The sequence below is a fragment of the Aeromonas sp. QDB14 genome, from assembly GCF_027707845.1.
Lineage (GTDB): Bacteria > Pseudomonadota > Gammaproteobacteria > Enterobacterales > Aeromonadaceae > Aeromonas > Aeromonas caviae.
Window position 1 is genome coordinate 12,913 of the sequence record NZ_JAPCJD010000007.1, and the last position, 13,441, is coordinate 26,353.

Consider the following 13,441-nt stretch of genomic DNA (forward strand, 5'->3'; position numbering starts at 1 on the left):
TCTGGGTGCTGCGCCAGCTCTCTCTGTAAACGTCATCCGTGACGTCATCTTCGCGACTGGCCGTTGGCCGGGCGCGGACGTGCTCTTATTGCAACCAAGTGGTGAACTCATTCATGGACTATTACGTCAATCTCTTCATCCAGTCGATTTTTGTGGAAAACCTGGCGCTGGCCTTCTTCCTTGGCATGTGCACCTTCCTGGCCGTTTCCAAGAACATCAACACCGCCTTCGGTTTGGGCATGACGGTGCTGGTGGTCATGGTGATAGCCATTCCCCTCAACAACCTGATCTACCGCCATATCCTGCGTCCCGAGAGTACCTTCCTCGGGGAGTTTGATCTGGGCTTTCTCGATTTCATCGTCTACATCGGGGTGCTGGCGGCGCTGGTGCAGGTGATGGAGATGGTGCTCGACAAACATTTCCCAGCGCTCCATCACGCGCTCGGTATCTATCTGCCGCTGCTGACGGTGCACTGCGCCATCTTCGGCGGGGTGATGTTCATGGCCCAGCGGGATTACGACTTCATCGAATCCGTGGTCTACGGGGCGGGCTCAGGGCTGGGCTGGCTGCTGGCCATCGTCGCCATTGCGGGGTTGCGCCAGAAGATGAAGTATTCGGATGTGCCCGAGGGGCTGCGGGGGATCGGCATTACCTTCATCGTGGCCGGGCTGATGTCCCTCGGCTTCATGTCTTTTTCCGGCATCTCGCTCTGAGCCATGGGCCGGGTGGTGGCCCAATGAAGGTGCTCAATCCAGACGCTTTGCCATGTTGTAGCCGGTGATGGTGAAGCCCAGCGCCTGATAGAGCGCCAGTGCCCTCGGGTTGTCATGGGCCACCCTCAGCTTGATCTGGTGGATGCCTAGGGGGGCGAGCTGCGCTTCCAGGGCGGCCATGGCTGCCTTGCCGAGGCCGCGACCACGATGGGGCGGTGTCACATAGAAGTCGTAGATGAAGGTGGTGCCGGCGGCGGCGTCGATGGCGTGCCAGAGATAGCCCAGAGGCTCGCCCGGCGCGTTCGAGGCTTCAGGTACCATGGCGAGCAGGTGATGACCCGGGGTGGCGACACCCAGTGGCAGGAGCTGCTGCAACGAGGCGTCGGCCTGACGGTGGGCGTCAGGCAGCGCCATCCCGTGGTTGCTGGCAAGATCCTGGGCGTAATCCTCGATGAAGTAGTCGCGATAGGCGGGAAAGTCTGCGTCACGCAGGGGGATCAGGTGAACGGTGAGAGTCGGCATCCGGCACAGCACTCCAGAGAAGGGGAGTGGCCACGTTACGCCAGAACGGCGCCAATCACAAAGGGACAACCGCTGCCTGCGAGGTGACGGCGATAAAAAAAGAGCGCCCAGGGGCGCTCTTTTTTCTGCCAGCAGGAAAAGAGGCTTATTTGACCTCTTCCCCCTTGGCTTGCAGGTCTGCGTGGTAGGAGGAACGCACGAAGGGACCGCAGGCGGCGTGGCTGAAGCCGAGCTCCATGGCCACATCCTTGAGTTCGTCGAACTCTGCGGGCGGCACATAACGCTTCACCGGCAGGTGGTGGCGGCTCGGTTGCAGATACTGGCCCAGGGTCAGCATGTTGACGCCGTGCTCGCGCAGATCCTTGAGTACCTCGACGATCTCCTCGTTGGTCTCGCCAAGGCCCATCATCAGACCGGACTTGGTCGGCACGTGGGGGTGCATCTCCTTGATGCGGCGCAGCAGCTCCAGGGACCACTTGTAGTCGGCACCCGGACGGGCAACCCGGTACATGCGCGGGGCGGTTTCCAGGTTGTGGTTGAAGACGTCAGGCGGGGTCTCGCGGAACACCTCCAGCGCCTGCTCCATCCGGCCACGGAAGTCCGGGGTCAGGATCTCGATGCGGGTCTGGGGGCTGTGCTCGCGGATCTCGCGGATGCAGTCGGCGAAGTGCTGGGCACCGCCGTCCCGCAGATCGTCGCGGTCCACCGAGGTGATCACCACGTACTTGAGGTTCATCTCCTTGATGGTGAGTGCCAGCTTCTTCGGTTCCTCCGGATCCAGCGGCAACGGACGGCCGTGGGCCACGTCGCAGAAGGGGCATCGGCGGGTACAGATGGCGCCCATGATCATGAAGGTCGCGGTGCCGTGGTTGAAGCACTCCGCCAGGTTGGGGCAGGAAGCCTCTTCACACACAGAGTGCAGCTTGTTTTTGCGCAGGGTGCTCTTGATGTGCTCGATCTTCTGGCTCGACGGCGGCAGCTTGATCCGCATCCACTCCGGCTTGCGCAGCACTTCCTCGTTGGGATCCGGCATGAATTTCACCGGGATCAGGGCCATCTTGTCGCCATCGCGCAGCTTGACGCCCGGCTCCATACGAACGGGTTTGCTCATGATTCACTCTCGGTGTTTGTTATTGTCTGGTTGACGGTCACCAGGGGCCTTGCGGCTCCCTCGTGACCACGGGGCATGGGGTTGCTCATGCCGCCTCTTCGGTATTCGTGATCTCTTGGTAGCCAATCAGGCGGGCCAGCTCCGTCACCAGCAGGGACTGTGCCTCGGCGACGCTCTGCGGGCCGCCCAGGGCGCTGGTCTGGGTCATGGCCATGCCCGCATAGCCGCACGGATTGATGCGCAGGAAGGGAGTCATGTCCATGTTGACGTTGAGGGCCAACCCGTGGAACGAGCACCCCTTGCGAATGCGCAAACCCAGGGACGCCAGTTTGGCTTCCATACCCAGATCGCTCTTCACGTAGACGCCCGGGGCATCGGCCTTGGCGTAGGCCTCGATATTGCTTTTGGCGAGCGTGTTGATGATGGCGGTTTCGAGGCAGGTCACCAGCTCCCGTACAGAGAGCTTGCTGCGGCGCACATCCACCAGCACGTAGAGCACCAGCTGGCCCGGGCCGTGATAGGTCACCTGGCCGCCGCGATCACTCTGCACCACCGGGATGTTGCCCGGGGCGAGCAGGTGTTCGGCCTTGCCGGCCTGGCCCTGGGTGTAGACGGGGTCATGCTCCACTACCCAGAACTCGTCCGGGGTGTCGGGGGTGCGATTGTCGGTGAACGCCTTCATGGCGTCCCACACCGGCTGGTAGGGGCGACGGCCCAGCTGTCTGACGAGCAGTTGGCCGGCTGACGGTTGTGGCTCGGCGGGCGTTTCGAGTGACATCTTTCCTCACTGGCGGCGCGGTGTCGGTACGGTCGCCGCTGCGACCGGGCGGCAAATAATCAGTCGCCCCGGTGGCGGGGCGAGAGAGGCAACTTACAGGACGTAACGAACCAGCTCGATCTTGCCAAGGGCGGTATACATGGCCTCGATGTGTTCCTTGCTCTGGGCGGTGACCGTCACCCGTACCGAGTGATAGTTGCCCTTGGAGCTCGGCTGAACGGTCGGGCTGTAGGTGCCGGGGGCGTGCTGCTGCAGCACTTCCACCACCATGTCGGGCAGGGCGGGATCGGCCACGCCAAGCACCTTGAACGGGAACTTGCAGGGGAACTCCAGCAGTTCATCAAACTTGGTATTCATCTACTTCACCTTTCTGGGTCGCCGGGACGCGACGTCATCTTTACGTCTTTGAGGGCCGCCGAAACGGTCCCCTCATCTGCCCCCAGGGGACAGTTCCCAGTCTATATGGGCATGAGCCGCCTCGGGATCAAGACCCGGCGGTGCGGCAAGACGTGGAAATGCTGCTTTTTACCACAAATCGTCAGTCGGCGGAACCTGCAGATTACAGGGTTATTGACTGGACAGACCGCAAAAGACAGCAGCGGCGCCTGTTGGCGCCGCTGCTTGAGGAAGGGTCTGTTACTTGAACCAGCTGGAGACCAGCATCACCAGGTAATCCCACAGGCGGCTTATCAGGCCACCTTCCTGCACCTCTTCCAGGGCAACCAGGGGAACCTGCTTGATCTCCTTGTCCCCTTGCTTGAGGTACACGGTGCCGACGCGCTGGCCCTTGGCCAGGGGCGCCTTCAGCTCGCTCTCCAGCTGGAAGTCCGCCTTGAGGTTGTTGCCCTGGCCACGGGTGACCAGCACGGAGACGTCCTTGTCGACCCCCAGCTTCACTTCCGGCTTGTCGCCCATCCAGATCTTCTGGGTGACCAGTTCGGTGCCCGCCTTGTAGGGGGTCAGGCTCTGGAAGAAGCGGAAGCCGTAGGTGAGCAGCTTCTTGCTCTCGGCAGCGCGGGAGGCCTCGCTGTTGGCCCCCATGACCACGGCGATCAGGCGCATGCCTTCGTTGTTGGTGGCGGAAGAGACCAGGTTGTAGCCGACCTGGCTGACGTGACCTGTCTTGATGCCGTCAACCTGCAGGGATTGGTCCCACAGCAGGCGGTTGCGGTTGTGCTGGGTGATGCCGTTGAACACGAAGGACTTCTGGGAGTAGATCTTGTACTCCTCCGGCTGATCGTGGATCAGGGCCTGACCCAGGCGGGCCATGTCGCGGGCGGTACTGTAGTGGCCCTCTTCATCCAGGCCGTGGGGGTTCTTGAACTGGGAGTCCTTCATGCCGAGCTTGGCGGCCCAGGCGTTCATCAGGCTGGCAAAGGAGTCGGTGCTGCCCGCCAGGTGCTCGGCCATGGCGACACAGGCGTCGTTGCCGGACTGGATGATGATGCCCTTGTTGAGATCATCGACGGAGACCTGCTTGCCCACCTCGATGAACATCTTGGAGGAGTCGGAGTAGTTCTTGGACCAGGCGTTCTGGCTGATGGTCACCATGTCGGTGCCCTTGATGTTCCCCTTGTGCAGCTCGTCGCCGACGATGTAGGAGGTCATCATCTTGGTCAGGCTGGCGGGGGGCAGACGCTCGTCGGCGTTCTGCTCGGCCAGCACCTGGCCGGAGAAGTAGTCGATCAGGATGTGGGCCTTGGCGGAGATCTCGGGCGCGGCAGGCACCACCATGGGGGCGCTGTTCAAAGTGGGGACCGGCTGGGCACTCGGCAGGGCCGAATCCGGGGTCGGAACAGGCTGGTTGGCCTGAGCGGTGGCGCTTAACAGGGAGGCCAGAATAACGGAGCGGGCAAATTTGGACATCTTGAAATTCCTGGTGCCTGGATGGGATGTACCCAAGTTGAAAAAAAGCGGGCCCCACTATACCAGATGTGCGTGTCGGTCATAGTCCGAGATGCGACCTGGACGGGATTTTATGGGATGGTCCCCGACCTCGCGTCGTATCCCGGCGCGAGGTCGGGGCGGGTATCAGGGCACGATGAAGGCCTGCTCCAACCCGCCCTGGCGTATCTGCTCGAGCAGGGGGGCCTGCTTGTCGCTGGCCACGGGCCCGAGCAGGACGCGGAAGACGGCGCCGTGCGCCACCACCTGGTACGGCACGCCATAGCGCTGGGTCATCACCTTGCCCATGGCCTCGGCCCGCGCCTGCGAGCCGCTGGCAAGCACCTGGATCATCTTGCCCTGGGTCGCACCGGCCTTGGGAGGGGAGACGGTGGTGGTCGCCGTGGCGGCAGGAGCAGGAGCAGGGGCGGCCTTGGCCGGTGCCGTGGGGGCCGGCGCCTCGTTCACGAAGGAATTGGCGGCTGGCGCCGCAGGCTCCATGGGCGTCATCGGGGTCATGGGCACCATCTCTACCATCTGATCCGGCTGATCGGTAATGAGTTCGAGGCGCACCCGGGCCTCACCCCCTTCCACCATCTCCAGCTGCGCGGCGGCGGCGTGGGAGAGATCGATGAGGCGATCGCTGCCGAAGGGACCGCGATCATTGACGCGTACTATGGTCTCCAGACCGTTGTCCAGATTGGTGACCCGCACGTAGCTTGGCAGGGGCAGGTTGCGGTGGGCGGCGCTGAACAGGGTGCTGTCCTGCACGTCGCCGTTGGCAGTCTTGTTGCCGTCCAGATCCCGGGAGAGCCAGCTGGCAGTGCCTTCCTCGCTGTAGTGCTTGATGTCGCGCCACACCTCAAACTTCTGCTTGCCAATCCAGTAGTCCCGGTTGCCGCTCTCGCTCATGGGTTCGGGGCGGGGAATGGCGCCGGTCGCCTGGGGGATCTCGATGACCTGGGGCTTCTCCTGGGGGACGGGCTCTGGCGGCAGCGGCTGGGGTTCGGGTTGGCTGCTACAGGCGGCCAGCAACAAGGTCAGGCTGAGGGGAAGAAGTTTGTGGCTGTAATGCATAAGCGTCCTGGATTGCTTGACTGAGTTGATGCACCGCCATCGCATAGAGAGGGCTGCGATTGTAGCGGGTGATCACGTAAAAATTGTGGCGCGCGACCCAGTATTCCGGTCCTTCGGCCTGCTCCATCGCCAGCAGTTTTACCGGCGTCTCGGGTGACGGCGGTGTGGCGACTTCAATGCCCGCAGCGGCCAGCTCTGCCCAGCGGTGTCTGAGCTCGGGCTCGGGTGCAAGCAGGGTACCTACTGGCGCCAATCCGATCAAGGCGGGCTCCACCACCGGCTCGCCCCAGCGCCAGTGGTGCAGGGCGAAGTAGTTGGCCACGCTGCCGATGGCATCTGCCGGGTTGGCGAAGAGATCCCGCTTGCCGTCTCCGTCGAAGTCGACCGCGTAGTGGCGGTAGCTGGAGGGCATGAACTGGCCCATGCCCATGGCACCGGCATAGGAGCCCTTGAGGGTGGTGAGCGGCCACTTCTCTTCCCGGGCAAGCAGCACCAGCTGGGCAAACTCCTTGGCGAAGAAATCCGCCCGTTCGGGGTAGTGGAATCCCAGGGTGTAAAGGCTGTCGAGCACCGGGTGGCGCCCCATCTGTCGACCGTAAAAGGTCTCGATGCCGATGATGGCGACGATGAGGGAGGCGGGGACCTGGTAGGTCTGCTCGGCCCGTGCCAGGGTGGCGGCATGGCGCTGCCAGAATCCCACTCCGTCCCGGATGCGCTCCGGGGTGATGAACAGCGGCCTGTAGCGGTGCCAGGGCTTGGCTTCCCAGGGGCGGCGGATGGTGTCCAGCACCTCCTGGCGCAGGCTGGCCTGGGCGGCGGCGGCCTGCAACTCTGCCAGCGGCACCTGCTGCTGCTCGGCAAGCAGGCTGAGCCGGGCCGGCGAGACGGCAGCACCCGCCGTCAGGGTGCACAGAGATAGAGCCAGCCAGCCGAGCCGCATCAGGCGAGCAGCCGCCTGTGGGTCTGGATGGACATCAGAACGCCGAAGCCCGCCATCAGGGTCACCATGGAGGTACCGCCGTAGCTCACCAGTGGCAGGGGAACCCCTACCACCGGCAGGATGCCGCTTACCATGCCCATGTTGACGAACACATAGACGAAGAAGGTCAGGGTCAGGGCGCCCCCCAGCAGGCGTTCGAAGCTGTTCTGGGCCTGCATGGAGATAAACAGGCAGCGGCTGATGATGTAGAGGTAGATGACCAGCAAGAGGGCCACTCCCACCAGACCGAACTCCTCGCTGAAGACGGCGAAGATGAAGTCGGTGTGGCGCTCTGGCAGGAATTCGAGCTGGGACTGGGTGCCTTGCAGCCACCCCTTGCCAAACACGCCGCCGGAGCCGATCGCAATCTTGGACTGGATGATGTGATAGCCGCGACCGAGGGGGTCCTTCTCCGGGTCCAGCAGCATCAGCACCCGCTGGCGCTGGTAGTCGTGCATCAGGAAGAACCAGAGAACCGGCATGAAGGCGCAGATGAGCAAGACCGCGAGCCCGATGAGCCACCAGCTGATCCCCGCCAGGAAGATGACGAAGAAGCCGGAAGCGGCCACCAGGATGGAGGTGCCGAGATCGGGTTGGGCCGCGATCAGCAGGGTGGGCAGCAGCACCATCACCAGGGCGATCATCACATGGCTGAACTTTGGCGGCAGGGAGTGCCGGCTGAGCCAGGCGGCCACCATGATGGGCATGGAGAGTTTCATCACCTCGGAGGGTTGGAACTTCATGAAGCCGAGATCGAGCCAGCGCTGGGCCCCCTTGCCGATATGGCCGAACACGTCCACCGCGATGAGCAGCAGCACCACCACCGCAAACAGGGGCACCGACCAGCGGGCATAGAGGGAGGGCGGCAGCTGGGCCATGCCGATCATCAGACCGAAGGCCAGGGCGCCGCGCACCAGCTGGCGCACGATGGAGTCGAGATCCTGGCCCGAGGCGGAGTAGAGCACCACCATGGAGAGGGCCATCAGGGTCAGCAGGCCGAGCAGCAGCGGCAGGTCGATGTGCAGCTTGTACCAGATGCTCTGCTGGCGGGCAGAATTACTCATTGGGAAACGACCTCACTCGGTTGGGACGGCTTTTCCGGTGCCGGTGGCAACTGGGGTTCCGGCGGGAGCAGATAGGCATCCAGCATGTGGCGGGCGACCGGTGCCGCCATGGCGCTGCCGCCCCCGGCGTTCTCCAGCACCAGGGCGACGACCGCCTTGGGTGCCTCGAAGGGGGCGAAGGCGACGAACAGGGCGTTGTCGCGGTGCTCCACCTTGGTGGTGGCCGCGTTGTAGACCTGGTTCTCCTTGAGGCCCACCACCTGGGCGGTGCCGGACTTGCCCGCCGCCTTGTAGGGGGTATTGGCGAAGGCGCGGCGCCCCGTCCCTTCGTGGCCGTTGATGACGCGCCACATGCCGTCCTTGGCCACCTGCCAGTAGGTATCGCTCTTGGCGGCGATGGCCACGTTCGGGTTGATGGGGGCGTTGACCACGCCATCGGAGGAGGCGGTGCTCTTGAGCAGGTGCGGCGTCACGTCGTGACCGTTCTGGGTCAGGATGCTGATGGCCTTGGCGAGCTGGATCGGGGTGGCGCTCCAGTAGCCCTGGCCGATGCCGATGGAGATGGTGTCCCCCTGGTACCAGGGTTGACGCCAGCGGGCCATCTTCCAGTCCCGGGAGGGCATGACGCCCCGGGTCTCTTCATAGAGGTCCACGCCGCTGTACTGGCCGAAGCCGAACTTGGTCATGTAGCTGTTGATCTTGTCGATGCCGACCCGGTAGGCGAGATCGTAGAAATAAGTGTCCGCAGACACTTCGATGGCGCGATAGACGTCGAGCCAGCCGTGGCCCCAGCGGCGCCAGTCCCGGAACTTCTTGGTGGTGCCCGGGATGGAGAAGCTGGGCCCGCCGAAGTAGCGGTAATTGGGAGTGATCGCCCCCTCGTTGAGCCCCATCACCGCCATCATGGGCTTGACGGTGGAGGCGGGGGCATAGATGCCCTGGGTGGTTCGGTTCACCAGCGGCCGGGCGGGATCGTTGAGCAGCGCCGAGTAGTTGGCGCTGGAGATGCCGGTCACGAACAGGTTGGGGTCGTAGCTCGGGCTCGACTCCATGGCCAGGATGGCGCCGGTGTTGGGTTCCATCATCACGATGGCGCCCCGGCGGCCGGCCAGCAGCTCCTGTGCCTTCAACTGCAGGCGGATGTCGATGTTGAGGTAGATGTCCTTGCCGGGCTCGGGGGGCTGGAATTTCAGGGTGCGCACCACCCGGCCGCGGTTGTTCACCTCGACCTCCTGATAACCCGCCACGCCGTGCAGCTGATCCTCGTAGTACTTCTCCACCCCCTGTTTGCCGATGTCCTTGGTGGCGGCATAGTTGGCGAGCTTCTCCTCCTTCTCGAGGCGCTCCACGTCACGGGTGTTGATCTTGGCCACGTAGCCCAGGGCATGGGTCAGGGTATCGCCGAACGGGTAGTAGCGCTTGAGGTAGGCCTCGATGCTGGCCCCCGGGTAGTTGTGCTGGTTGACCGAGAAGAGGGCGACCTGGTATTCGGTCAGCTTCTCGAACAGGGGCACGGGCTTGAAGCGGCGCTGACGTTTGACCTCGGCCAGGAACTTCTCCTTGGTCCCCTCCGGCAGGGCCAGCAGGGTGATGAGGTCGTCCGCGGTCTTCTCCAGGTTCTCGGTCTCTTCGGGGACGATCTCCAGGCTGTAGACAGGGCGGTTTTCCGCCAGCAGGACACCGTTGGCGTCGTAGATGAGGCCACGGGGCGGCGCCACCGGCACCACACGGATGCGGTTGTCGTTGGATCGTGTCTGATAAGTTTCGTAAGACTCTACTTGCAGGTAGTAGAGGTTAGCCAGCAGCACCAGCATGAGGGTGACCATGCCGATGTAGGCGACCAGGGTGCGCCGGAAGAACAGACGTCCCTCGGCACTGTGATCGCGCATTTCAATGCGATTCTTCAGCATGCCGTTACCTTGTGGCTGACGTGCGGGTGAGAGAGGAGAAATGCATGCTCAGGGTCGGCATGGGTCACTCTCTGTGATAAGGGTGATTGGTGGTGATGCTCCAGGCGCGGTAGAGGCTCTCGGCCACCAGCACCCGCACCAGGGGATGGGGCAGGGTCAGGGGTGAGAGCGACCAGCTCTGTTCCGCGGCAGCCTTGCACTCGGGGGAGAGCCCCTCCGGGCCACCCACCAGCAGCGCCACATCCCGGCCATCCAGCTTCCAGGCTTCCAGTTGCACGGCGAGCTGCTCCGTGGTCCAGGGCTTGCCCGGAATGTCCAGGGTCACGATGCGGGAGCGGCCGGCGGCGGCCAGCATGGCTTCCCCTTCCTTTTGCAGGATGCGGGGAATGTCTGCATTCTTGCCGCGCTTGCCTGCGCCGATCTCGACCAGCTCGAACGGCATGTCTTTGGGGAAGCGGCGACGGTACTCTTCGAAGCCATGCTCTACCCAGGCAGGCATCTTGGTGCCCACGGCAATCAACTGGATCTTCATCTTTGGTTACGCTGTCGCCCTTTATTGCGAATTGACCTGGGCGGCGCCGCTCCAGAGTTTTTCCAGCTGGTAGAAGTCGCGGTACTCATCCTGCATCACGTGGACGATGACCGACCCCATGTCCACCAGCACCCACTCACCGGTGAGTTCCCCTTCCACGCTCAGCAGGTCGAGCCCCGCATGACGGGCCTCGCTGGCGAGGTTGTGGGCGATGGCACTGACGTGACGATTGGAGTTGCCGGAGCAGATGATCATGGTGTCCGTGATGCTGGATTTGCCGCGCACATCGAGGGTAATGATGTCGCGGCCTTTCATGTCATCGATCTTGTCGACGATAAAGGCGAGCAATTCTTGGCCTTGCAATGTCTTCTCCTATCTTCCGGCGCCAGAGGGCGGCGGATTATATCATGGTCACTCCCGTTTCCCAGCCTGGCAAAGGGAGCATCGCCGGGGGCGCCGTCCCGTGGGGGAGGGGCCCCTTGACGATCACTATAGTGTGCAACCCGGCCTGGCAATAGTCAGGGCCGGGCCCGGTGCGCCCGGACGTGTCGGCTGACCCGCCTGCGTGGCGCCGTTTACTGCGTTGCCGATGAGCGGTAGAGCCCGTGGCGCCGGATATAGTCGGCGACCGGGTTGGGCAGCAGGTATTTGGGATCCTGGCCTGCCGCGAGCAGGGCACGCAGGCGTGTGGCCGACAGCTCGACCGGCAGATTGTCACAAAGCCAGACATGACCGTGGCGCTGGCGATGGAGAGCCCGAATGTCCCGGGTCTGGTGGCGGGCCAGCAGCTCGGCCACCTGGACGGGATAATCCGGTTGCCAGCCTGGGCGGCAGCTCACCACCAGGTGGGCGTAATCGAGCAGCTCCTGCCAGCGGTGCCAGCCCGGCAGGCCGAGCAGGGAATCCATCCCCATCAAAAAGCAGAGCGGGGTGTCCGGCAGCTCGCTCCTCAACTCGACAAGGGTGTCGATGGTCCAGGAGGGAGTGTCGCGCCTGAGCTCCCGCTCATCCACCACGAATCCCGGGTTGTCCGCCGCAGCGAGCCGGACCATGGCGAGTCGCTGCTCGCTGGAGCAGAGCGGATTGGCCCGGTGGGGCGGGATATGGTTCGGGAGCAGGCGCACCTCGGCCAGACCCAGGGCGTCCCGGGCCTCGATGGCGGGCCTCAGGTGGCCGATGTGAATGGGATCGAAGGTGCCGCCGAGGATCCCGATGGGCGGTGTCAGCATGATTCCGTCTCCAGCAGGGGGAGCGGGGTACCGTCACGAAAGCCGAGGGCGATGGTTTGCAGCATCAGCCAGGCCTGCTCGGTGTCGAAATGGCGTTGGGCATGGTCCAGCCGGGCCATCAGTTGCCAGAGTTGCCGGATCTTGGGGAAGGGAAGCCGGGTCAGCGCCTGCTGGATGAGCTGCTGACGGCTCTGCCAGATGCGCAAGCGGCTGAAATGTTCCACCAGGGGCTGTCCGGCGCGGGCGGCCAGCGCCAGCTCGGTGAGCTGCTCCAGTTCGCGGCACAGGGTCCAGGCCAGCATGCCGGGTTCGGTGCCCTCGGCGCGCAGGGCCAGCAGGATGCGCTGGGCCCGGTTCACCTTTCCTTCCAGCAGGGTATCGACGAGCTGGAAGGGGGTGAAGTGGGCGTGGCGGATGATGGTCTCCTGCAGATAGGCGACGCTGATGGGCTGGGGCGGGGAGAGCAGGGTCAGCTTCTCGATCTCCTGGCTCGCGGCCAGCAGGTTGCCCTCGTAGGCGTGGCACATGAAGTTGACCGCATCCGGCAGTGCCTTGAGGCCGAAGCGCTGAAAACGGGCGCTCATCCAGCGCGGAAAGAAGCGGGGCTCGGGGTGGTTGACCGGCACATAGGTGCCGCTCTGGCTCAGCTTGTCGAACCAGGCCGCCTTCATCTGGGCCTGGTTGAGGCGGGGGCCCGAGAGCACCAGCAGCAGGTCGGGGTGGAGCTGCTTGCCAATGTCGCTGATGCGGGCGGCGAGATCCTTGTCGATCTTGGCGGGCAGCTCCAGCTCGATGATCTGGCGGGCCGAGAACAGGCTCATGGCCTGGCAGGCATCGTAGACCTGGTTCCAGTCCAGCCCCTGTTCCACCACGAAGCTGTGGCGTTCATCGAAGCCCTGTTTGCGTGCCACCTGACGCACGGCGTCGACAGCTTCCAGTTTGAGCAGGGGCTCGTCCCCAAAAATGAGATAGCAGGGCTTGAGCCCTGCCTTGAGATGATCCGCAAACTGCTCGGGATAGACTCTCATCAACACCCTCTCATCAAGATACGCGCATCAGAACTTGACCTGACTGAGCTGGCGAATAACCAGGTTGGCGGCCTGCTCCTGCATCTCCTTGCCGAGCTGCTCCTGCTCGCGGGAGGAGGCGAGTGCCGCATCCGGCTTGTTCAGGAAGCTGCGGTTGAAGGTGATGGGGAAGACCTGGGTCGGTTTGCCCGGCATGACCACGGTGAACTGGGTGCTGTAACTCAGCAGGTATTCGCGGTCCTGGCCGATGGAGTCGACGGAGGCGACCTGGCTGCGGCTACGAACCCCGGCCAGGGTCAGCACCGGGATGCCCTCCTTGTCGGCGAGCTGCACGCCAGCGGCCTTGAGACGAGTTGTGACCAGTCGGTAGAAGTCGCTCTTGTTGTCACCGACCACTTTCATGGTCATCAGCTCGGGGGGAATGGCGGTGCCCCGCATCTGAAAACCGCAGGCCTGCAGCAGCAGTCCTGCCAGCACGATGGCCATCCAGCGCGTGAAGATGGTGCCCATAAAAAATCCTCTTTGCATGAAGGGAAGAGCGGCGGGCGCAGGGCCCGCCGTCATCATCCGTGTGTCGTCAGCCCCTGGCCCGGACCGTCGACCGCCGCCAGGGG

At 63.7% G+C, this 13,441-nt stretch carries 15 protein-coding genes; 1 reads left to right on the forward strand and 14 read right to left on the reverse strand.

Annotated features, from left to right (window positions below; all coding sequences use genetic code 11):
• Window positions 1-113: 113 nt before the first annotated feature.
• Window positions 114-713: an NADH:ubiquinone reductase (Na(+)-transporting) subunit E gene (gene nqrE / locus PG887_RS03640; protein WP_010673752.1), complete on the forward strand. Its 600-nt coding sequence runs from the start codon at window positions 114-116 to the stop codon at window positions 711-713.
• Between the two features lie 33 nt (window positions 714-746).
• Here nqrE and PG887_RS03645 read toward each other — a convergent pair whose 3' ends face one another.
• The 14 genes from PG887_RS03645 to PG887_RS03710 all read right to left on the reverse strand — a co-directional run bounded on the left by PG887_RS03645 (window position 747) and on the right by PG887_RS03710 (window position 13,337).
• Entirely contained in the window at window positions 747-1,235 is a 489-nt protein-coding gene (locus tag PG887_RS03645; protein ID WP_201889899.1) for a GNAT family N-acetyltransferase, read from the reverse strand.
• Window positions 1,236-1,380: 145 nt separating this feature from the next.
• Window positions 1,381-2,346 carry a lipoyl synthase gene (gene lipA / locus PG887_RS03650; protein ID WP_109111910.1) on the reverse strand — a complete coding sequence of 322 codons (966 nt, stop codon included), beginning with the start codon at window positions 2,344-2,346 and terminating at the stop codon, window positions 1,381-1,383.
• Between the two features lie 85 nt (window positions 2,347-2,431).
• Complete coding sequence (gene lipB / locus PG887_RS03655) at window positions 2,432-3,124, reverse strand: lipoyl(octanoyl) transferase LipB (protein WP_010673755.1); 693 nt, start codon at window positions 3,122-3,124, stop codon at window positions 2,432-2,434.
• 93 nt (window positions 3,125-3,217) lie between these two features.
• Window positions 3,218-3,481, reverse strand: coding sequence for a DUF493 family protein YbeD (ybeD, locus tag PG887_RS03660; RefSeq protein WP_010673756.1), 264 nt, complete (start codon window positions 3,479-3,481; stop codon window positions 3,218-3,220).
• 279 nt (window positions 3,482-3,760) lie between these two features.
• Window positions 3,761-4,990, reverse strand: a complete 1,230-nt coding sequence (locus PG887_RS03665) for a D-alanyl-D-alanine carboxypeptidase family protein (protein WP_104455449.1) — start codon at window positions 4,988-4,990, stop codon at window positions 3,761-3,763.
• Between the two features lie 165 nt (window positions 4,991-5,155).
• Window positions 5,156-6,085 carry a septal ring lytic transglycosylase RlpA family protein gene (locus PG887_RS03670; RefSeq protein ID WP_201889897.1) on the reverse strand — a complete coding sequence of 310 codons (930 nt, stop codon included), beginning with the start codon at window positions 6,083-6,085 and terminating at the stop codon, window positions 5,156-5,158.
• The gene (gene mltB, locus PG887_RS03675; RefSeq protein ID WP_201889896.1) at window positions 6,027-7,025 is read right to left on the reverse strand and encodes a lytic murein transglycosylase B; all 999 of its coding nucleotides are present in this window, start codon (window positions 7,023-7,025) and stop codon (window positions 6,027-6,029) included. The genes PG887_RS03670 and mltB overlap by 59 nt, the downstream gene beginning before the upstream one ends.
• On the reverse strand, window positions 7,025-8,128 hold the full coding sequence (rodA, locus tag PG887_RS03680; RefSeq protein ID WP_010673760.1) for a rod shape-determining protein RodA: 1,104 nt from the start codon (window positions 8,126-8,128) through the stop codon (window positions 7,025-7,027). The genes mltB and rodA overlap by 1 nt, the downstream gene beginning before the upstream one ends.
• Complete coding sequence (gene mrdA / locus PG887_RS03685; protein WP_010673761.1) at window positions 8,125-10,038, reverse strand: penicillin-binding protein 2; 1,914 nt, start codon at window positions 10,036-10,038, stop codon at window positions 8,125-8,127. Before mrdA ends, rodA begins: the two co-directional genes overlap by 4 nt.
• A gap of 64 nt (window positions 10,039-10,102) precedes the next feature.
• A complete protein-coding gene (gene rlmH / locus PG887_RS03690; RefSeq protein WP_005298242.1) occupies window positions 10,103-10,570 on the reverse strand; it encodes a 23S rRNA (pseudouridine(1915)-N(3))-methyltransferase RlmH in 468 nt (155 codons plus the stop codon).
• A 21-nt stretch (window positions 10,571-10,591) separates the two neighbouring features.
• Entirely contained in the window at window positions 10,592-10,933 is a 342-nt protein-coding gene (rsfS, locus tag PG887_RS03695; protein WP_010673762.1) for a ribosome silencing factor, read from the reverse strand.
• A 212-nt stretch (window positions 10,934-11,145) separates the two neighbouring features.
• A complete protein-coding gene (nadD, locus tag PG887_RS03700) occupies window positions 11,146-11,799 on the reverse strand; it encodes a nicotinate-nucleotide adenylyltransferase (RefSeq protein WP_270821194.1) in 654 nt (217 codons plus the stop codon).
• Window positions 11,793-12,827 (reverse strand): DNA polymerase III subunit delta, encoded by a 1,035-nt coding sequence (gene holA, locus PG887_RS03705; protein ID WP_270821195.1) that lies wholly within the window; start codon window positions 12,825-12,827, stop codon window positions 11,793-11,795. The genes nadD and holA overlap by 7 nt, the downstream gene beginning before the upstream one ends.
• Window positions 12,828-12,854: 27 nt before the next feature.
• Entirely contained in the window at window positions 12,855-13,337 is a 483-nt protein-coding gene (locus PG887_RS03710; protein WP_010673765.1) for an LPS-assembly lipoprotein LptE, read from the reverse strand.
• Window positions 13,338-13,441 lie beyond the last annotated feature (104 nt).